Raw genomic sequence first — 19,410 nt, 5'->3', positions numbered from 1 at the left:
TCGGGTGGGCACGGTCACGGCTGGGAAGGGGCGACCCTCGGGGGCACACCGCCGCCGGCGCGGATCAGCGTGCCGAGCGCGTCGCGTGCGAGGTTGCGGGCGAGGTCGACCTTGAAGGAGTTATCGCGCAGGGGCCGTGCCGCGGCCAGCTCCGCGTCGAGGGCCTCCCGTACCGCCTCGTCGGTTGGCTCGGCATCGGTGAGCAGCTCCTCGGCTGTGGTGGCGCGCCAGGGTCGGTGGGCGAGGCCGCCGAAGGCGAGGGCGACGTGCCGTACGCGGCCGCCGTCGAGTTCGAGCACGGCGGCCACCGAGGCAAGGGCGAAGGCGTATGAGGCCCGGTCGCGGGCTTTGCGGTAGAGGGAGAGGGCTCCGGGGGCGGTCGGGGGCAGGAGGACGGCGGTGATGATCTCGCCCGGGCAGATGACGGTGTCCCGTTCGGGGTGCTCGCCGGGAAGCCGGTGGAAGGTGGTCGCCGCCACTTCCCGGGTGCCGTGCTCGCCGCCGTACAGCTCGATCCCGGCGTCGAGGGCGGCGAGGGCCACCGCCATGTCGGAGGGGTGGGTGGCGATGCAGTGCCCGGAATGGCCGAGGACCGCGTGGTCGCGGTGCACGCCGTCCCGGGCACTGCACCCGGTGCCCGGTTCCCGCTTGTTGCAGGGCTTCGACACGTCCTGGAAGTACGGGCACCGGGTGCGTTGGAGCAGGTTCCCGCCGGTGGTGGCGATGTTGCGCAACTGCCCGGAGGCGCCGGCGAGGAGGGCCTGCGACAGGGCGGGGTAGCGGGTCCGGACCAGGGGGTGCGCGGCCAGATCGGTGTTGGCGACGCCGGCGCCGACCCGGAGCGCTCCCGTGGGCAGCTCCTCGATGTCGTGGAGGGGAAGCCGGGTGAGGTCGATGAGGGTGTCCGGGGTTTCGACGCCGTGCTTCATGAGGTCGACGAGGTTGGTGCCGCCGCCGAGGTAGCGGGCGCCGGGGTGGCTCGCGTGGGCGGCCGCCGCTTCCTGGAGGCTGGTGGGCCGGACGTAGGCGAAGGGCTTCACGCGATCACGTCCGGGCCACGGCCGGATACCGAGGCGGGGCTCCGGGTCTCCGAGACGTCCGCCACGCCCGCGAAGTCCGCGACCGCATCGGCGATCCCGTTGTAGGCGCCGCAGCGGCAGAGGTTGCCGCTGAGCCGTTCCCTGATCTCCTCGGCGGTCAGGACGGCCGGCCGGCCCGTGTCGGCGGCGGTCGCGGCGCAGGTCGCGTACGAGGGGTGCCCGGCGGCGGCTTCCCGCAGGGCCCCGACGGCGGAACACAGCTGGCCGGGGGTGCAGTAGCCGCACTGGAAGGCGTCGTGGTCGAGGAAGGCCTGCTGGAGGGGGTGGAGCGTGCCGTCGGCGTCCGCGAGACCCTCGACGGTGGTGATCTCGGATCCGTCCTGGGCCACGGCGAGCAGCAGGCAGCTGTTGGCGCGCCGGCCGTCGACGAGGACGGTGCAGGCTCCGCACTGTCCGTGGTCGCACCCCTTCTTCGACCCGGTCAGATCCAGCCGCTCGCGCAGGACATCGAGGAGGGTGACGCGGTTGTCCAGGTCGAGGACGTGGTCCCGGCCGTTGACGTGGAGCCCGACGCGCGAGCGGTGGGCACCGGGCGTCGGCGTACCGCGTGCTGACGGGCGCCCCGCCGCGGGCTCGGGGGCGGCCTGTTCCATCGGACCACTTGCACGTGATGTCATGGTTTGCCCTCCATGCCCGTTTACATCTGTTCCATCCCGTCGGCTTCCCCGCCCCCAGCCGTTCCATACGTCGAATCGCCCTTCATCACCGGATGGGCGCGTCAGTCGGTCGACTCCGGGGGCTCGGCGTTGCCAGGACCGGCCGCCTGGCCCGCGGCCTCGCTGTTGCTCCCCGCGCCCTCCTTCTCCTCGCTGTTCGCCTCGCTGCCGTCCTCCTCAGTGCCTACTCGCTACTCAGGGCCTACGCGCCGGGTCCCTCCGCGCCCTACGTCCGGGATGTCGGGGGCTCCCGGGCCGAAGGGCGGCAGGTTCGGGGGGACGGCGTCGGGCCTCTCCGGCACACGGTCCGGAAGCTTGGGCTCCGACGGGGCGCTTCGCATGACAGGTCTCCTTGCAATCGGGGTGCTACACGGACAGTGGACGGGAGCGGGGAGCCGCCGCCGTCCTTCCTGCTGCGCCTGCCCCGATCGGGGGCCCTCGCTCGCGCAGGAGGCGGGCGACATTCGCGCAAGACGCGGGCGACGTGGACGGCGACGTACGGCCCCGGGATCCGGAGCAGCTCCTGTCAGGAGTCACCCGCCACGCATGTCCGGGTCTCCCGGGCGATCTGGGGAACTTCCCCGGTGGGTACGACCAGCACGGGCACGCCTGCGCCAGGCGGGCTGATCAGGGCCAGCTGCCGCGGGTTGTCCCGCCGGAGTCCGCCGCGGATGCCCAGCACGCCCAGGCCGCCCGCCACCGCCTCCCGCACCTCGGGCTGGTCCTCACCGATCTCCCCGGTGAAGACCAGGGCATCGATCCGGTCCAGGAAGGCCGCAACCCCGCCACACCTCGACGGACGCCCAGGGTGAACACGTCGAGAGCCAGAGCCGCAGCGGCGTCGCCGGCCCGTCGGGCACGGACGAGTTCGCGGGTGTCCCCGGAGGAGCCCGACACCCCGAGGAGGCCCGACTCATGCGTCAGTACCTCTGCCAGCCGTCGCGCGGCCATGCCCTTCTCCGTCTGCAGCCAGAGGAGCATGCCGGGGTCGACACTGCCGCTGCGGGTGCTAATCGGAAGTCCTTCCAGCGGGGTCACGCCCATGGTGGTGTCGACGCTCACCCCCTTGCGGACGGCTCATGCGGAGCAACCCCCGCCGAGGTGGGTGAGGAGCAGCTGCAGCTCCGTCTCGGGGCGGCCACACCGGGCCCGGCTACTTCGATCAAATCCTGGGCCAGGAAGAGTGTCAGATCGAGCCGACGACCTTGCGGGGGGTGATGCGGACGACGACGCGCTCGGCGTCGTCCTTCGAGGCCGGGTTGAAGTCCGCGTAGTCCTTGCCGGTGTACTTACGCGACAGCGCGTCGATCAGTTCATAGCCGCCCTCGGTGGTCATCGAGGCCCAACCGCGGACCTCCGCGTAGCTATAGGGCGCATTGTGCGGGTTGATCATGACCGTGATCCGTGGGTCCGCACGCAGGTTCTTCTCCTTGCGGCGACCGACCGTCGTGGAGACGAGCAGATCATCACCGTCCCGGGTGAGCCAGGTGATCGACAGCTGCGGGCTGCCGTCCGGCTGGATCGTGGCCACGGTCGCGAAGACCGGGGTGTCGTCGATGAGCCTCTTCAGGTCCTCGGAGAGTACGACGGACACAGAGTGCTTCCTTCCCTCGGCCAACTGCCGTCCCGGGCCGACTGGCCCCGAGATGACATGGCGATCGTCTTTTGTCCCTGCTCCCAGTGCGGCCTTGTCGACCGCGTCCTTTTCAGGTTGCCCGCCCGCCTGCGGAGCGGCCTTCCGAGAAGGCAGTCCGCGCACGTGGTAGCACGCGTACACGCGGGGGATGCCCCACGGTCGGCCCCACACCGCGCTCTGGCGGCCGCCATCATGCCGTTCGCCAGCACCACATCACACCCCTCGGCCGCCGCCACGAGGGTTGCGAAGCCCTCGCCGACGATCGTGTCCGCCCCATGCCCGTGGGCGCGACATCCACCTCCCCGCCCCAGGCGCGAACGGGCGCCCGGTCACAGACTCCCTCGCCCGCCCGGGCACTCGAGCCGGCAGAGAGCGCCGCGCAGCGTGTTGCGTCCACCGGCGCTGCTGGTGGGTGCCGGCTGCTGGGCTACTTCGAGTGGTCGATGACGTTGCCGTTGGAGCAGTTGTTGGCGTGGTCACCCGTCCAGTCCCCCATGACGGGCACGACAGCGGTTTCCTGGAGACACGCCGCGGCGGCCGTGAAGTTCCAGTTGTTCGCGGCGTTGACGCCGCCACCGAAGTTCGAGTCATTGTCGGCATGCGCCGGGGCGGCCAGGCCGACGGAGGCAACGACGAGAGCGGCAGCAGTGATGATCTTCTTCATGGCCTGAGCAACGACAGCCGGCGCTCGGGGACACGACCCCGTAGGCCGTGCGGCGCGTGCTACGCCAAGGCCCAGGCTCGACCGAGGCGGGCCGAGTACAGGCAACCGCGCTCGCCGGCCTCGGCGTCAACTGGGCCCCGCAGGGGGATCCTCGTGATCGCCTCGCCATGACCAACGCGCGGGTCCGGCCCCGGCCAGCAGGTCATTCCCGGGCCTGGCAGCCCGGCGGGCCAGCACTGGACGATCCGTTCGAACTCCGCAAGACTCGCCCGGCCAGCCGGTCCCGGCGCCCGTGAGTGAACCCACCCGGCGGCGGCCTGGTAGCGCGGATCGTGCACCTGCACCTGCTCGAAGCCGTCCTGCACAACTCGGACCTGGCCACCGCCACCGGCCAGGACCACACCGGCAACCCCGACACCGTCCAGACCGCCCTCGCCGGCCGCTAAGAGAGCTTCCCCGACTACATCCGCGCCGCCACCGGCATGTTCGCCCCCTCCCAGCCCACCGCCGACAACGCCCCGGCAGCCGACCGACTCGCCGCCTACCTCGACCGCACCCTCTGACCTCCCGGCCACGAACAGCGGGCGGAAATCGGTGATCTGGGCCCAAGGCCGGGCACTCAGCACGATCATGGTGAGCGACTGTGCCCGGCTCACCATGGCCAGGCATCGGGCCCAGAGTGATCAGGCCCCTCCCGGGGGAGGGGCCTGATCGCTCTCATCGCTCCTGCGGGGTACGCGCGGCCAACGGCTGATCACCGCCACGGCGCCCAGCGCGGATATCGGCGCCGGGCGTGAGCCCTGGGTTGAGTTCCTTTGCGTAGAGCAGGGGGAGGGCCTCAGTCGCCCCAGTGGATCAGGTCGACTTCAGTGCCGCCGAGGGCAGCGTCCTGGGCGTAGATCTTTGCGTACGGCTTGTTCCAGCCCCCGAAGGCTTCGAAGCTCGCAAAGTTCGCCTCGCCGTCAGGCGCGAAATAGCAGAGGGGGTAGGAGTCTGCGCCGGTCCAGCTCCCGCAGATGGCGTTCCACTCGGTCGCATTCGTGACCATCGAGCACGGCGCGGGAATGACTTCGGAGATCATCGGCCTGTTCCTGGAGAATCCGCGCTCGCTGAACGGGACGTCGGCGCTCATTCCGACGTTTCAGGCGTGCCTTCCGCTGGTGAAGCTCGATCAGGAGGTCACCGGCATCAACGACACCATCAAGGCCAACGCCGTGATCGTCCTGGGCGAGATGATCCAGGGCATCCGGGCTGCTCAGGAGCACGGGATCAGCATCGGCACGGGCCCCGACTCGGCACTCCAGGCGCAGGCGCTTGAAGCGCACTGGGTGACGGAAGATCCCTCGGCCACCAGGTCCGGGCGGACGAGGTGACGTCCAGAACGTCGCAGGAGCCCCAGGAGGCCGCGAACTGGACTCCTTCCCAAGGGTGTCCGGGGCGCCCGCAGTCTTTCGAAGCGCGCTGCGTGCACCCTGACGGCATCGTGGTGTCAGTGGGGGGTCGTAGGGTCTCGGGAAGTTGGTGGCGGGGTCGTGGGGGGAGGCGGGCGTGGGGCGGCTTCGGCCTGAGTATCCGTACGGGGTGGTCACCGGCTGGAAGCTGGGGCTCATCGTGCTGGGGGCGCTCGCGGTGCCCGTGCTGGACAACCTGGCGGGCGGGGCCATGCGGATCCAGGACGTGTCCGCCGCGCTGACGCTGGGGCTACTGCTCGCCCTGCCCGTCGAGTTCGCCGCCCGCGCCGCCTTCCGGCGCCGCGTACGACGGTACGAGGAGGAAGCCGGGCGCCTGCGTGCGGAGGCGGAGCGGCTCCGCGCCCGGCAGCGGAGCCTGGAAGAGGAGCTGCTGCGGCGGAAGGAGCTACTGCGGCTCGCGCGGATCCGGGAGGCGGAAGCCCAGCGCTTGCTGCGCCAGCAGGAGCGTGCGGCCCGCCGGAAGGCGTGGGAGGCCGGTCTCGAAGGCAGCAGCAGTGTCCGGAAGGCAGAGTTCAGCCCCGACGCCCGGGCTATAGACGGGGCTTCGCCGGCCGGGTTCGAGGAGATGGTGCGGCGGCTGCTGGAGCGGGACGGCCTGCAGGCCGAGGTCGTCGGCGGCCGCGGCGACCAAGCGGTGGACGTGCTCGCGGTCGACGCCGCCAACCGCACTCTCGCGGTGCAGTGCAAGCACACGGCCCGGGGCCGCAGGGTCGGCTCCGAGGTCCTGTACCGGATCAACGGAACGGCCGGGCCCGTGTACGGGGCCGCCCAGTCAATGGTCGTGACGAACGGGTCCTTCACCCGCGACGCCGCCGCCTGGGGAAAGCGGCACGGGATCCTGCTGGTCGACCGAGAGGCCCTCCTCGCGTGGGCGCAGGACGCCGACCACGTCTGCCGCGTCGTCGCGCTCACACCGCCGTACTGAGCACGGACAGCTACCGCTCTGGGCGTACAACCCGCCCAGGCCCCGCCTCCCACCCCTGGGAGCGCCGCGTACGGGCGGAAAAGCCCCGAGCAAAGCGCAACAGGCATTCCAAAGGGGCCTGGCGGCCCTCACGCACCGGGTGGAGCGGGAGCACAGACCGAGCAGGGCCCAGCTCGGCCGGCCGTGGTGACCCGCGAGGAGTGCGGTACACGGTTCCGCCCGTGAGAACACGCCTGTTGCGCCTCCTGGTTTCTGCTGTCGGACGCCACCCTGCCGCACCTGCCCCGTAATGCGACCCTGGAAGGGCCAACCGGGCCTGTTCGACCCCGCGCGGCCCGGCCGACCAGGGATACCGCTATGTCTCAGCGCGCGTTCCTCGCCCCCCATGCCGTGTCGGTGGTGCTCACCAGCGCCGCCCTCGCCCTCCTGCTGACGACGCCCGGCGCGCCCGCGGCAGCGACCGGGCCGGCCGCAGCGACACTCCCGCAGCCAGCCGTGCTGTCGATTCCGGCCATCGGCGTGTCCGGGCTGCCTGTCGTCCCGTACCACGGAAGCCCCGACGACTCGCCGGGCACTCGAATCCAGGACCGGGGCGTGGCCGCCAGCCCGCATGGTCCCGCCGGTGGCGTCGGCCCCGGCGATGTGGGCAACTACATCGTCACTGGACACCGCATCGTGGCGGGCGGGCCACTGCGGACGCTGCCGTCACTGCCGACGGGCGCGTCCGTCGTCGTGACCTCCGGCGGTGTGACGTACAAGTACACGATCACCACGACCCGGACGACCTCCTTCCGCTCCCAGTCCTCCATGGCCGCACAGCGCGCCGCTGTCCCCGGCTTCCCCGGCACCGCCCCTACCCGCGCGATGATCACGGTGACCACCTGCCTGACGCCCGAGGACGATGCGGCAGGCAATCACTGGCGGGACGCGCAGAACAACCCCGAACACCGCATCGACAAGATAGGCGTCCTCACGGCAACCACGTCCTGACCGTCACCACGTCCTGCCCCGTCCACACCGCATCCCGTCCCGTCCCGCCCCCGGGAGGACGAAGGTCACAGGTCCGGCCCTTATGAACCTCTTGCTCCGTATGTCACTCTGGCGGGCAAACCGGCTCGCGCCCCTGCCCCGACGACCCCGCCGACCAGTACGGAAACGCCCATGCCCCTGCATTTCCCGTCCCGAGCCGCATCCGCCGTGGCGGCTGGCGCCATGGTCGTCCTGTTGGCGGCGTGCAGCACCACTCAGGCTGCCGCCGGCGCGGCGGCTCCCGCACCGCCGACGATGGCAGCGGCACCCGCTTCGGCCCCGGCCGCCACCGCCGCGCGGCCGTCCGAGCCACTGGTTACCTCCGTGCAGACCGAGGCCTCCGTCCTGTCCATACCCTCGGTGGGCATAACCGGGCTGCGCGTGATGCCGTACGAGGGCACCACCGACGATGCGCCCGGCACCCGTATTCAGGACAAGGGTGTGGCGGCCAGCCCGTACGGGAAGCGTGGCGGAGTCGGGCCCGGCCAGGCGGGCAATTTCCTGGTCACCGCGCACCGCCTGTCCGCGGGCGGCCCGCTGCATGACCTGCCCGCCGTGGCGAAGGGTGACTCGGTGCTCGTGACCGTGGGCGATGTGGTGTACACGTACGAGATCATCGCGAGCCGCAAGACCTCCTTCCGGTCAGAACGCTCGCTGAGCGAGCAGCGCGCCGCGGTCCCCGGAAAGCCGGGGGCGGCCCCAACCCAGGCCATGATCACGATCTCAACCTGCGCCACCCCGGAAGACCATGCCGAAGGGAACTTCTGGAGCGATGCCCAGGGCAATCCCGAGCACCGCATCGACAAGATAGGCGTTCTCCGCAGGACGACCGCAGCGCCGCCTGCCGGATAGCGCCGCCCAGCCCTCGCAGGGGCGCAGGCGGGCCCCTGCGCGTGCCCGGGAGGCGCTCTGTCCCCCATCAGCTGGATGTGGTGGACGGTGTTCACCCGGGTAGCGGTGTCGATGGGTCGCGAGGCCGAAGGGGTCCGAGACCGGCAGGGTGTGGACGCGGAGTATCCCCCCCCTGCTCGTTGGCGGAGATCCAATCGTCGGCCGCAACTTCATGGCCCGCTGGGCCGCCGCCGGGGTGATCGGGCAGATCCGAGCCCATCTCCGCAAACGCGTCCGCAGGGAATTGGGCCGCTCCCCTGGAGCAGTCGCCACCATCAACTTCTCACAGTCCGTCAAGGCTGCCGAGACCGTCGGCAAGGACTCGCGCGGCTACGACGCGGCGAAGAAGACATCCGATGCGAAGAACGTGTCAAGCAGCGAGGGCGAGACGGGGTTCTTGCGAGGTTGGGAAGGCTACGGCCTCGTTGAATGGGACCCGGTGAGTCAGGCAGTGGTGGAGGCAGCCGATCATCCGGTTGAAGAGGTTCCTCTGAGCGGCCGTGTGCCGGTCCCCGGCCTCACGCCGACGGTCGTAGTGGGCCCGTGCTCCGTCTGAATGGGCCATCGCTGAGAAGGCCCACATATAGCCGACGCCGGCCAGTCGCTGGTTCTTCACTCTGCGGGCCGTGACGGACACGCTCTTGCCGGAGGCCCGGGTGACCGGGGCAGAACCCGCGTACGCCTTGAGACCTCTGGCGTCGGCGAACCGAGTCCTGTCGTCGCCGATCTCGGCCAGGACCCGAGCTCCGCTGAGCGGTCCCAGCCCTGGGAAACCGGTGATGATCTCGGCATCGGCATGTGCCTCGAACGCCTGCACTGTGGCCTCGGCAAGATCTTCGGCGCTCGTGCACGCGGCTTCCAGCTGCCGGAGCAGTGCGAGTGCTTGGCGCCCCATGGCCTCTTCGACCAGGGGAAGATGGCGCATCTGCGGTACCCGGAGTTCGCTGTGCAGACGCTCGATCTCTCTGTCGATGGTGTTCTTGCGCCCAGCCTTCTTCAGCACGGCCCGCAGCTGCGGCCGGGTCAGCTGGGCCGCCTGAAGCGGAGTCGGCGCCGCGGCCAGGAGCGCCCGGGCTATGGGGTGGTAGATGCCCTCGCGGCGGTTCCCGACGGCGGCCAGGTAACTCGGGAAGTACTCGCGCAGGTGGGAGGTCAGCTTGTTGCCGGCCTGCGTTCGGTCCCAGACGGCGTCCTGCTGGGCACGGGCAAGGACCGCGACGGCCTGGGCCAGCTCCGAGTCCGAGGGAAGCATGCGGTGAGCGGCGGCATCGGTGCGGAGAATGTTCGCCAGCACCATGGCGTCCAGGTGGTCGGACTTCTTCCGGGAGACCGTGTGACGGTCCCGATACCGAGCGGCGGCCATCGGGTTGATGGCGTAGACGGGGCGGCCCGTTGCCCGAAGGCAGGCGACCAGAAGACCGCGGGAGGTCTCAATGGCCACCGGGATGGGATCCTGCGGACTATCGCCGTGCTCGGTGAGCATCTGAAGCAGCTGGTCGAGCCCTTCCGCGGAGTCATCGATGCGAGCGCGAGCCAGCAGCGACCCGGTTTCGTCGACGACGGCTATGTCGTGGTGGTCGCTGGCCCAGTCGATGCCGCAGAACGCTCTCACTCGCCTCACGCTTTCTCATCGAATCTGTGTTGTGGCTGGTCACAGCCGTGCAGGGCATGCGTCTCTCTAATGGAAGGGCTCGGTGGCCCGACATCCGATTAGCCGTTCATGACCCCAGCGACCTGCGGGCCCTCGGTCTTGATCGGAGCTGGAAGCTCCCGAGTACGTAAGAGGTAGTCCCCGCAGGGGGCTTGGACCACGATCATCATCGGTGACCAAGTGATCGCTCCCGATGCCGACGGCGAGCGTCAGCACACGTCAGTCTTCTTTAAGGGCTCACGGCCCGGATCAACGGAGGACGTCGTGCTGACGCCGGCGATGGGCATCGAGGAGGTGCTTCTGCGAGCTCAGTTCTCGCCCATTAGATCAACGGCCGCAAGAGACACATCGTGGTCGACACCAAAGGCATGCCCGTCATGATCATGGTCACCCCGGCAGACATGACCGACCGCGACGCCGCCCGCGAACTCCACTGGCGCCTTCGCCTCACCCAGCCGCAGATCACCTATGGGCGGACTCCGCCTACGCCGGCCAGCTCGTCGACTGGGCCCGGGACTTCCTCAAAATCACCCTGCGAACCGTCTCCCGACCCAAGGGAACAAAGGGGTTCGTCGTCCTTCCACGGCGCTGGCGCGTCGAGCGGACCATCGGTTGGATCATGAACGCCCGCCGCAACGCGAGAGACTACGAACGCCTGCCCCAGAACAGCGAAGCGCACCTGAACTGGTCACTCATCACCCTCATGACCAGGCGACTCACCCGCAAGCCGACCCGGTGGACCAAGAAGATCTCAGTAGCCGACGGCGGAGCCTGACCCGGCCAGACGCTTCGGCAAGACTCCCACAAGGTGCCTCAGAACGATGAGTACACCTGATCGGGAGCCTCGTGAGCTGCTGCCGCGAACTCATCGAAGTCCATGTTGGCGATAGACAGATTCGCGTGGATGTCGTGGACTCCGGCCGGGGTCGTGCGAAATTCGCTTCCGAATTCGCGGATTCCTTCGTACTCCTCGAACCGTTCGTACTCCTCCCGGGGAATGGTGGTCACCGCCAGCAACGCCTGGCGAGCGGACCCCATCGTCGCCTGGTCGGCAAGGAAGACAACGCTCAGTTCCTCGTCAGCGGAGACGGCTCGTAGCACCTCGTCGGCAGTCGCCCCAGCCCAGACGGGATCGTCGACGAAGCAGACCTGAGCGTCGTAGTCCCTGTCTCCCCACGGCTGCATCAGGGCGACGGCAACGGCTTGCCATGCCTGCTCGTCGGCGTAGTCGGTCCTGACGATCAAGGCTTGGAACTCGTCGCGTTCAGGGACGGCCGGCAGCGGTCTCATGGATATGACTCCCCGGGATCAACGATCTTTGGTGCGACTGTCTCACGACACCATCGGTCAGTCTCCACCGGCTCGGAACCACCCGGTCGCTCAACTCCGCGAACAGGTCCCGCGCTCTGCCACCGACGGCCGTTGGCTTCAAAAACGACCACTTAGAGGGCGTTTAGCTCCTGATTGAGCTTTTTTGAGTGGGTATGGACTCGCGGCCGGTCGGGGCTGTTGGGGTTGGTGTGAACCATGAGGTGGGAGTGGCTGCCAGGTGGGTGTCTTGGCCCGCCTGCTCCTGTTTCATCCCAAGGCGCCGGACTTCGCGCCGTGTGCTTCGAGCGCCGGTAAGCGAGCCCGGGCCGGCTGGGTAGTCCGGGATCATGCCTGAACGCCGTCGCTATCCGAGCGATCTGTCTGATGCCCGGTGGGAGCTCGTCGAGCCGGTACTGACCGCCTGGCGGTCCGAGCGTCGCGGCCGCGGCCTGGACATCGGCCGGCCACCCGACCACGACTTGCGCAGTCTGCTGGACGCGGTCCTCTATGTGAACCGGACCGGCATCCCCTGGCGCTACCTTCCGCACGACTACCCGCACTGGAACACCGTCTACGCCTACTTCGCCCGATGGCAGGAAGAGGGCGTCTTCGACCAGCTCAACACCCTCCTGCGACGCCAAGTTCGCAGGCAGGAAGGCCGGGAGGAAGAGCCGACCGCCTGCGTCATCGACTCCCAGAGCATCAAAACGTCCACCAACGTGCCCGCCGGCGAGCAAGGCATCGACGCCGGGAAGAAGATCGTCGGCCGCAAGCGGAGCATCGTCATCGACACCGTCGGGCTCCTCCTCCACGTGCTGGTCACCGCGGCCAGCGTGCAGGACTCCATCGCCGGCCAGACCCTCATCGAGAAGGTCGCCGCCGACCATCCCACAGTCCGCAAGACCTGGGTCGACGGCGGCTACCGCCAGCACCTCGTCGAACACGCCGCCACCCTCGGCATCGACATGCACATCGTCCGCCGAGATCCCACCACCAGGGGGTTCACCGTCCTGCCCCGCCGGTGGACCGTCGAACGAACCCTCGGCTGGCTCATGAACCACCGGCGTCTGGCCCGTGACTACGAAGCACACTCACATCGCTCCGAAGCCATGATCCACCTCGCGATGATCAACCTCATGACCCGCAGACTCACCGCCGAATCCACCCCCACATGGCGCGGCCTATGAATCGCACTCAACCCGGCAATCCGGGATGAAACAACGGGACGAAACGCCCTCTTACCCACTGGCGCCCCTTTCGTGCCTGCCTGTACGGGTCCTTCGTACACGGAGGGGAGCAGTCAATGCCCTAGATTTTTCGGCAAGACCCACCGTCTAACGGTCCCGACAGCCGCACCCCATACCTGACCGGCACCCACGGCTGCGCCGACCCACGCCTCACTTCGCCAGAACACGGGGCGCATCTCAGCGCTAGGACGGTCCGTTGCCTGCCGCTCCCCACCGGCCGGCGAACTCCTCCAGGGCGCGGCGCTGCTGTTCTTCGCGGGCGATCTGCTGCGCGAGGACGTCGCGGTCGATGTTCGGGTCGACGGCGGTGAGGACCAGGCGCTGGAGTTCGTCCGACTCCAGCGCCTCCACTTCCCACTGGGCCCTTCCGCGCCGCCGCCGAGCACCGGGATACGGATAGACCTCTCCCCTCGGCTTTCGCGAGGTACGGTCGGAGGTGTCGTAGGGGTCACCACGGTGCGGCGGGTAGTTGGGGTCGGGTAGCGAGGTGGTGCTGCAGTTCGGCATGGCGGAACTGCCAGGAGTCCCCGGCCACCCGCAGGATCCCCAGCCGCTCACACCGGTGCAGGAACCTGCCCAACCGCCACGGCAGCCGTCCCTGCATACATACCAGGAACGCCCCGTACCGCCACGGCACACCGCTGATGAAAAGCCCGGCCATAAGACAAGGGGCCAGGGCGCCTGTTGTGAGGACCACGATGACAGAAGCGAGCCCGGCCCTGTTCAGGAATCCCAGAGCGGCCGTGCACACGAGGGTCAGTACGAGCACGAGCCCGAAGACAAGCGAGGCCGCAAGGGCGAGACGGACCCGGTCCAGGGGGCCGAGGGCACGGGCGTCGCCGCCATCACGGACGACTGCAAATGCGAGTCCTATGACAAGTCCGACCCCTGAACTGACCCCGAAGAGAGGTCCGCGTCCGACGGGTATTCCGTAAGCGTGGAACATCCCAAACGTGATGAAGAGCGTAATTCCGGACATACACTCAATCATGAGGATGCCGTAGAGCAGGCCCTCGACTGTGCGGAGGCCGCCCGGATTCAGTCGGAACAGCTCTGGCCAGCCCTTTGCTGCGCTGGCCACGGCCAGCGCAGCAAGGCCGGCTAACACCACCCCCACCAATGCGGCGGTCAGGGCGCGGGCCTGAGCATCGGAGCCAATCCAGATCATCACCAGCGCGGGGAGACAGGAGACCGCCGCGGCAGCAATACCCCCGGCCGCGTGGCACCGCAGGACGCGTCGTTCGCCGGCGAGGGGCCACAGCCGGTGGAGGGTGATGTCGCTCGCGGACAGGACTTGGCCGGCCACGGTACGGGCTGGGCGCTGCGGAGTGGGGGCGTTGTCGTCGAGGTGGGCGGCCAGCACGGCCAGGTACCGCCACGTCGCCTCCGGGTCCTGGCGACGTGCGTGCCGGGCCGTGTCAGGCGGGGCCTGCCCTAGGCGGGGGGCATGCGCATGGATGGCCGCGGTGACGAACCCGTCCAGCAGATGCGCCTGGAGGGTGCCCGCGGCGGCGTAAGCAAGGAGGCGGGCCGGGTCGCGGAGGGTGCCGGTCGCGGGGTCGGTGTCCTGGTAGACCAGCGCGGCCAGGGTCAGCCGCCAGGGGTTGGTCAGCGCGGTGCGCAGCCCGGCCGTCCCCGCATCCTGCAGGGCCCCGGGGACAGGGGCGCGAGTGAGGGCCTCCAGGACCGGGAGCCAGCGGGCGTAGTGGCGGGGATTGTAGGCGACCCGGTCTTCCAGATAGGCAGCAGCCTGCGCCCCGGTGACCGGGAGCAGTGTGAGGACGGCGGTGCGCCGAACCTCCTTGCCCACATCAGCGAGAGCCGCGTAATGGCGGGTGCGGCAAGTCAGCACCACCGGACCGGGCGCGTAGGCGGTGACCATGTTCAGAAGTGCCGCAGCACGCGACTCCGCCGCCACAACCGCGCCGGAGAGGCCAGGGGAGGGGTCGCGGTCCATCTCGTCCACACCGTCGATAACCGGCAGCACCAACTGTGCCTCGATCACGGCCGCAGCTTCGCGCGGCCTCAGCCGCCACACACCGACCAGTTGTTCCTGCAGCCACTCCTCCAAGGAGCCGCCGGACCAAGACGCCGCCGACAGCCGCACCGGCACCGGACCCGGGCGATCCCGATGTCCTTGGGCGAGGTCCGCGCACAAGGTCACCGCAGCAACCGTCTTGCCCGCACCCGCGTCCGTATCCCACCCACGACCGGTGCCGGAACCGATGATGACCAACCGACCAGGTTCGACCTGCCGGTAGAAGCTGGCAATCCCCGCCACCCCCCACCCGCCCGGCGGCACCGCCGGCAGGTCGACCGCGCCGACCGCCTCGACGTCGAACCCGACGTCGATGACACCCTCCAGATCACCACCGAGCAGCGCCCGCAGCGCCCGCTGCTCCACGACCGCGACCTTCCGCGCCAACCGCACCGCGACCGCGTCCGGGTCCGACTCCGGCCCCTGCGCCCGCCACTGCCGCCAACCCAGCACCAGAGCGCCGACACCGGCCAGGCCTCCCACCACGCTCGCCACAGGGTCACCCGCGCCGAACCCGCCCCCCACCCCCAGGCCCAGCAACACGAGAAGCACCACCACCCCGGCGCCCACCAGCACACCAGCCAACATCCGCCCGCCACGCCCCCGCATCCCCATACCTCCCGATCCTGCCGCCCCAGCGCTGGACTCGTCGCCGACTTCACCGAACCGCAACCCACCGCGGGACGACCCGGCGTAGCGCTACCCGTGACGCATGAACCCGATGGAGCAGCACCATGCCCGGCCTGGGCGCTGGCAGGTCCGCTCGGCCGGCGCGGCGTAGGTCAGCCCGGCCGCCGCACGGAGCCCGCGCAGTTGCTGGAGGCGTTGCGGGAGGCCGGTGCGGATGAGGAGGTCACGGCTCTGGCTGAGCGGCTCCCCTCCGCAGGACATTTCGAACTGTTCAGGACCCTTGCGGGGAACCGGGAGGAATTCCGATTCGGACGTGAACCTGACGGGAGTGCAGCCTCAACGTGGACCTGGAACGACATCGACTGAGCTGACGTCTGAGGTCAGACCTCAGTGCGAAGGCCCTTGCTTCCTTGCGCCCGTCGCGCAGGGTGGCAAGGAAGTCACCCTGGCCAACCTCGATCAGCGCCTTCGGCTACCTCCGGGCCGTCGAGGCCGGTGACGTCGAAGTAGCCCGGGAGTTCGCCGGTGCCGAGCCGCGGATGGCAAAGCTGCTCGTCGACGTCTTCGAGCGGATCGTCGTCCCCGTCACCGCCCTGCCCGGCCCGGAGGAAGGCGAGCCGTCCACGGAGATGTTCGCCCTGGAGGCCCTCGGGAGGGTCCTGGTGACCTCCCTGCGGATGTGGGCACAGACCGGTCCGGATACGGCGGAGGGCACCGCCCGCTCCGTCGCCGAGTTCGTCCTGCAGTTCCTCACCGACGACCACGAGGACGTCGCCGAGGTCCTGCGCCAGCTGGAGGCGGTGGAGTGGGCCAGGCCCTCGCCGCCCAGGCTGTCAGTGATCCGGAACGCGGCCGCGGTGCCGGTGACTTCGAAGAAGCGGCGGACTCCCACCTACAGCGGGCCGCTAAGAATAGGGGCTTCCCTGCTGCCTGGTGCAGGTTCTGGGCGTCGAGCAGGGCGTGTAGGGCGTGGGAGTCCGCGAAGTCGGCGTCCGAGAGATCGACGACCGTACGCGAGCTACCGCTTGCCGCGGCCTCGGCGAGGGCCTGGGCCAGGCCGGGGGCGCATGTTCGACTATCTACCTGATCACGCCATCAACCCCGTCACGGAGCACGCTTGGCAAAGCGCCCCGAACTACGCCGCCGATGAGGAGGAGAACTTCACCATCGGCGTACACGCTGCTGACACGGCACCCCACATCGCCGAAGCCGCTTGGCGCCCCTTAGCCCAACACGTCGCCAGTGCTGCATTCAACCTCGGGCTCCTGCTCTCCGAGACGGGGAGGAGCGAAGAGGCCCAGGAGATGTACCGGCAAGCAGTAGCTGCCGGAAACACCGACGCCGCCGTCAACCTCGGAGTCCTGCTCTCCCGGGCGGGACGGAACGAGGAAGCCGAGCAGATGTATCGGCAAGCCGCAGACGCCGGAAACACCGACGCCGCCGTCAACCTCGGCGTGCTGCTTGCCCGGCTGGGGCGGAACGAGGAAGCCGAGGAGGTGTACCGGCGGGGCGCAGACACCGGCGACACCGCCGCCATCTCCAACCTCGGGCTCTTGCTCGCCAAACTAGGGCACAACGAGGAAGCCGAGCAGATGTACCGGCAAGCAGCAGCCGCCGGACACACCAACGCCGCCGTAAACCTCGGGGTCCTGCTCGATGAGGCAGGGCGCAAAGAGGAAGCCGAGAAGATCTACCGCCAGGCCGTGAACGCCGGAAACACCACCGCCGGCGAGAAGGAGCGCAACGACATTGCTCCGGTGATCAAGCCGGTGCCACGCAAGACCCGGTAGCAAGGGACCCCGCACGTCAATCGTGCGGGGTCTTCTGCGCTGGACGTGCCCATACCTTTGACCCCGTCAACCTGGGAAAACACGCCCTCCGGGACCAGCGTCAGCCGCCAAGGAATTGGGCTGCCGCAGCTGCGTCCTCGGCAACTCCGACCGGCACCCATTCCCCGGACTCGACGTCGAGCTCCAGGAGGACTCGGGGGGCGTCTGGAGCAAGGTGTGCGGCGCGGCCTCGGGCATCGGGGTCGAGGGGTTCGGCGCGGCGACGGCCGGTGATCTGCCGGTCGGATGCGCGCCGCTGGTCGCGGCGGGCCGCCCACTGCTCCAGCGGTTCCTCACGCTCGCTCACGGCCGTCCTCCTTTATCGCCACTGCGCCCCCGGCAACACGTTCCCCGGTTCGTCCAACCATGGTGTCTCACCGTGGGGTGTGACCGTAAGGCCGAAGGATTCGAGACCGGGGCGCCCTTGCTCCTCCCACCACCCGCAGGCGGCTTCTACGGCGTCCCACAGGCGCCGTGGCCCGTGCTGGTAGACGACGCCCGGCCCGCTCTCCTCCGGCCAGCGCACGGCCGCCCACCACCGGTCAGCAAGGGAGTAGAACCAGGCGGCCCGGGTGCCGTCCTCCTCGCGGAAGACCGTGTGGGTGATCTTGGGTACGGCGAGGCCGATGACGAACTCGGCATCGGAGTGGGCGATCTGGCCCGGCTGGACGACCGTGCCGGCCGAACCGGGCCAGGCCGTGACGTAGTCCTCGTGGGTCGGCCACACGGTGCGGTGCGACCGGGCCCGCATGAACTCCAGCCCCGCCCTGAAGCGGCCGGACGCGGTGCCGTCGCCGTACGCGGTGAGGCGCAGCAGCGCGTCACGGTTGCTGTAGTGGGTGCCGTAGGGGACGGCGATGATCCCGCCGGGGCGGACCTGCTCCATCCAGGCCCGGGGGATGGCGCGGACTCCGAACGTGCACAGCACCCGGTCACACCGCTCACCGGTCGGGTGACCGGCGAGGGCGTCACCGGTGAGGACTTCGACGTACAGGCCGAGTCTGCACAGGTTCTCCCTCGCGGTGGCCGAGATGGCCGGGTCCACGTCGATGGTGACGACGTTCTCGGCGCCGCAGCGGTGGGCGAGGAGTCCGGCTGTCTCTCCGGTGCCGGTGCCCTCGTCGCGGACCCGCATGCCGGTATCGGCGTCCAGGGCGTCGAGGAGCTGAAACACGACGGTGGGCTGCGAGCTGGAGGAGGTCGCCACGGTGCCCGGGTCGGTGCCGCGATGATGCCCGTCGTTCCACTGCGTGACGATCGACAGGTCACTGTCGGCGTACCCGTACCAGGCCGCCGGGTCCGTACGCCGGTCGACGGTGACGGCCTGGGCCACCGCGGCCTCGTCGCCGGGGAGGAAGGGCCACATCAGGGGCGGTAGGAACGCAGCGCGGTCGACGGCGGCGAACGTGGGCGCCCAGTCGGAGGTGAGGGCGCCGGATTCCATGAGGCAGCGCCCCAGCTCGGTACGGCTGGGGCGCTGCTGGCGTGCGGTGGCAGTCATGGCTACCGGTGCTTCCCGCCGCCGCTGGGGGTGCTGGTGTCGGGGTTGGACGGCGGTGGCGGGGGTGGGGTGGAGATCGGCGCGGACCCGCCGCCGTGGCTCCCCCCGCTGCCTCCGCTCCCGCTCCCTGCGCCGCTCCCGCCACTTCCTCCGCTTCCGCTGTTCTTCGACATTACGGTCTCCTCTCGTCGGTGGTGCGGTACCGGCCGGGCGGGGTGCCGGGCCGGCGGCCCTGCGCGCGGTGGACCCGTCGCAGGGCAGTCTCAGGGGTTGGCGATCCGTTCGGAACGGCGCTTGACCACGCCCAGGGTCTCGGGGTGCTCGGTCTCCCACCGGGTGGTGAAGTTCCCGGTGTAGACGGGGCGCAGCACCCACACGGTCCCGCCCGCGCGGACGTCCGTGACCATGGCGGCGCGCCCGTCGCCGTCGGTGACCTCGTCGCCTACCCAGCCCAGGGACAGCCCGTTCACCGGGCGCCTGCGGGCATGTCCGGCGCGAGGTGGCGCAGCGGTTCCAGCTCCCGGGGGTCGGCCGGCCACTCCCCGCCCGATCCGTGCAAGGGCCGCATGTGCGCGGTCCGCCTGATGGTGCGGGCGGTCGCCTTCGCGGTGCGCACGAGCACGGTCCCGACAGTGCCGGTGCGGCCGGTACCGCAGTGGATGACCTCCCGCCCCACAAGAGGGTGGTCGGCGTCTTCCCGGACCAACACGTTCGCGTCGCTCACGTCCGTGCCTCCTGCCGGTGTCGGTATCGGGGTGGGAGTGCGCCCCGCTGCTAGGCCGGGGCGCACTCCCCGGGGGGGATGTGCAGTGGGTAGTCAACTAGTTACC

General features: G+C 69.7%; 20 protein-coding genes and 2 pseudogenes. 8 read left to right on the top strand and 14 right to left on the bottom strand.

What is annotated here, in order from left to right; translation table 11 throughout:
- Window positions 1-14 precede the first annotated feature (14 nt).
- The 5 genes and pseudogenes from ACFYYB_RS33905 to ACFYYB_RS33885 all read right to left on the bottom strand — a co-directional run bounded on the left by ACFYYB_RS33905 (window position 15) and on the right by ACFYYB_RS33885 (window position 4,056).
- On the bottom strand, window positions 15-1,040 hold the full coding sequence (locus ACFYYB_RS33905; RefSeq protein ID WP_389440477.1) for an FAD binding domain-containing protein: 1,026 nt from the start codon (window positions 1,038-1,040) through the stop codon (window positions 15-17).
- The gene (locus ACFYYB_RS33900; protein WP_389440615.1) at window positions 1,037-1,693 is read right to left on the bottom strand and encodes a 2Fe-2S iron-sulfur cluster-binding protein; all 657 of its coding nucleotides are present in this window, start codon (window positions 1,691-1,693) and stop codon (window positions 1,037-1,039) included. The genes ACFYYB_RS33905 and ACFYYB_RS33900 overlap by 4 nt, the downstream gene beginning before the upstream one ends.
- Before the next feature lie 589 nt (window positions 1,694-2,282).
- A pseudogene (locus ACFYYB_RS33895) lies at window positions 2,283-2,800 on the bottom strand (hypothetical protein).
- Window positions 2,801-2,942: 142 nt separating this feature from the next.
- Window positions 2,943-3,350, bottom strand: coding sequence for a PPOX class F420-dependent oxidoreductase (locus ACFYYB_RS33890; protein ID WP_389440475.1), 408 nt, complete (start codon window positions 3,348-3,350; stop codon window positions 2,943-2,945).
- 469 nt (window positions 3,351-3,819) lie between these two features.
- Window positions 3,820-4,056, bottom strand: coding sequence for a hypothetical protein (locus ACFYYB_RS33885; protein ID WP_389440473.1), 237 nt, complete (start codon window positions 4,054-4,056; stop codon window positions 3,820-3,822).
- Window positions 4,057-4,352: 296 nt separating this feature from the next.
- On the opposite strand from ACFYYB_RS33885, the gene ACFYYB_RS33880 reads away from it, so the two are divergent.
- Window positions 4,353-4,502, top strand: coding sequence for a hypothetical protein (locus tag ACFYYB_RS33880; protein WP_389440470.1), 150 nt, complete (start codon window positions 4,353-4,355; stop codon window positions 4,500-4,502).
- A 392-nt stretch (window positions 4,503-4,894) separates the two neighbouring features.
- On the opposite strand, the gene ACFYYB_RS33875 is transcribed toward ACFYYB_RS33880, so the two are convergent.
- A complete protein-coding gene (locus tag ACFYYB_RS33875; RefSeq protein WP_389440467.1) occupies window positions 4,895-5,137 on the bottom strand; it encodes a hypothetical protein in 243 nt (80 codons plus the stop codon).
- On the opposite strand from ACFYYB_RS33875, the gene ACFYYB_RS33870 reads away from it, so the two are divergent.
- The 4 genes from ACFYYB_RS33870 (at window position 5,121) to ACFYYB_RS33855 (ending at window position 8,334) form a co-directional block, all read left to right on the top strand.
- Window positions 5,121-5,429 carry a hypothetical protein gene (locus ACFYYB_RS33870; RefSeq protein ID WP_389440465.1) on the top strand — a complete coding sequence of 103 codons (309 nt, stop codon included), beginning with the start codon at window positions 5,121-5,123 and terminating at the stop codon, window positions 5,427-5,429. The genes ACFYYB_RS33875 and ACFYYB_RS33870 overlap by 17 nt on opposite strands.
- Window positions 5,430-5,604: 175 nt before the next feature.
- Window positions 5,605-6,453, top strand: a complete 849-nt coding sequence (locus ACFYYB_RS33865) for a restriction endonuclease (protein WP_389440462.1) — start codon at window positions 5,605-5,607, stop codon at window positions 6,451-6,453.
- A 357-nt stretch (window positions 6,454-6,810) separates the two neighbouring features.
- Window positions 6,811-7,443, top strand: coding sequence for a sortase domain-bontaining protein (locus tag ACFYYB_RS33860; RefSeq protein WP_389440459.1), 633 nt, complete (start codon window positions 6,811-6,813; stop codon window positions 7,441-7,443).
- 171 nt (window positions 7,444-7,614) lie between these two features.
- Window positions 7,615-8,334 (top strand): class E sortase, encoded by a 720-nt coding sequence (locus ACFYYB_RS33855; RefSeq protein ID WP_389440457.1) that lies wholly within the window; start codon window positions 7,615-7,617, stop codon window positions 8,332-8,334.
- A 409-nt stretch (window positions 8,335-8,743) separates the two neighbouring features.
- Here the strand turns inward: ACFYYB_RS33855 and ACFYYB_RS33850 are convergent, their stop codons facing one another.
- Window positions 8,744-9,985, bottom strand: a complete 1,242-nt coding sequence (locus tag ACFYYB_RS33850) for an IS110 family transposase (protein ID WP_389440612.1) — start codon at window positions 9,983-9,985, stop codon at window positions 8,744-8,746.
- Window positions 9,986-10,350: 365 nt separating this feature from the next.
- Here ACFYYB_RS33850 and ACFYYB_RS33845 point away from each other — a divergent pair.
- Window positions 10,351-10,772: pseudogene (locus ACFYYB_RS33845) on the top strand (transposase); the annotation flags it as partial.
- Between the two features lie 65 nt (window positions 10,773-10,837).
- On the opposite strand, the gene ACFYYB_RS33840 reads toward ACFYYB_RS33845, so the two are convergent.
- The gene (locus ACFYYB_RS33840; RefSeq protein ID WP_389440455.1) at window positions 10,838-11,314 is read right to left on the bottom strand and encodes a DUF6924 domain-containing protein; all 477 of its coding nucleotides are present in this window, start codon (window positions 11,312-11,314) and stop codon (window positions 10,838-10,840) included.
- 368 nt (window positions 11,315-11,682) lie between these two features.
- Here ACFYYB_RS33840 and ACFYYB_RS33835 point away from each other — a divergent pair, with 368 nt between their 5' ends.
- Window positions 11,683-12,522, top strand: coding sequence for an IS5 family transposase (locus ACFYYB_RS33835; RefSeq protein WP_389440453.1), 840 nt, complete (start codon window positions 11,683-11,685; stop codon window positions 12,520-12,522).
- A 243-nt stretch (window positions 12,523-12,765) separates the two neighbouring features.
- On the opposite strand, the gene ACFYYB_RS33830 is transcribed toward ACFYYB_RS33835, so the two are convergent.
- Together ACFYYB_RS33830 and ACFYYB_RS33825 are read right to left on the bottom strand one after the other, a co-directional pair.
- Window positions 12,766-12,933, bottom strand: a complete 168-nt coding sequence (locus ACFYYB_RS33830) for a hypothetical protein (protein ID WP_389440451.1) — start codon at window positions 12,931-12,933, stop codon at window positions 12,766-12,768.
- A gap of 97 nt (window positions 12,934-13,030) precedes the next feature.
- A complete protein-coding gene (locus tag ACFYYB_RS33825; protein WP_389440449.1) occupies window positions 13,031-15,196 on the bottom strand; it encodes an NACHT domain-containing protein in 2,166 nt (721 codons plus the stop codon).
- 593 nt (window positions 15,197-15,789) lie between these two features.
- On the opposite strand from ACFYYB_RS33825, the gene ACFYYB_RS33820 reads away from it, so the two are divergent.
- The gene (locus ACFYYB_RS33820) at window positions 15,790-17,040 is read left to right on the top strand and encodes a tetratricopeptide repeat protein (RefSeq protein ID WP_389440446.1); all 1,251 of its coding nucleotides are present in this window, start codon (window positions 15,790-15,792) and stop codon (window positions 17,038-17,040) included.
- Between the two features lie 100 nt (window positions 17,041-17,140).
- Here the strand turns inward: ACFYYB_RS33820 and ACFYYB_RS33815 are convergent, their stop codons facing one another.
- From ACFYYB_RS33815 to ACFYYB_RS33800, 4 genes are all read right to left on the bottom strand, one after another.
- Window positions 17,141-17,386: a DUF6087 family protein gene (locus ACFYYB_RS33815; RefSeq protein ID WP_389440443.1), complete on the bottom strand. Its 246-nt coding sequence runs from the start codon at window positions 17,384-17,386 to the stop codon at window positions 17,141-17,143.
- A 12-nt stretch (window positions 17,387-17,398) separates the two neighbouring features.
- On the bottom strand, window positions 17,399-18,580 hold the full coding sequence (locus ACFYYB_RS33810; protein WP_389440441.1) for a protein-L-isoaspartate O-methyltransferase: 1,182 nt from the start codon (window positions 18,578-18,580) through the stop codon (window positions 17,399-17,401).
- A 263-nt stretch (window positions 18,581-18,843) separates the two neighbouring features.
- Complete coding sequence (locus tag ACFYYB_RS33805) at window positions 18,844-19,050, bottom strand: hypothetical protein (RefSeq protein ID WP_389440439.1); 207 nt, start codon at window positions 19,048-19,050, stop codon at window positions 18,844-18,846.
- Complete coding sequence (locus ACFYYB_RS33800; protein WP_389440437.1) at window positions 19,047-19,304, bottom strand: hypothetical protein; 258 nt, start codon at window positions 19,302-19,304, stop codon at window positions 19,047-19,049. Before ACFYYB_RS33800 ends, ACFYYB_RS33805 begins: the two co-directional genes overlap by 4 nt.
- Window positions 19,305-19,410: the final 106 nt, after the last annotated feature.

The organism is Streptomyces sp. NPDC002886 (genome assembly GCF_042888445.1).
In the GTDB taxonomy this organism is placed as follows: domain Bacteria; phylum Actinomycetota; class Actinomycetes; order Streptomycetales; family Streptomycetaceae; genus Streptomyces.
Note: the sequence above shows the minus strand (reverse complement) of the source record. Positions and strands in the feature narration are given on the sequence as shown.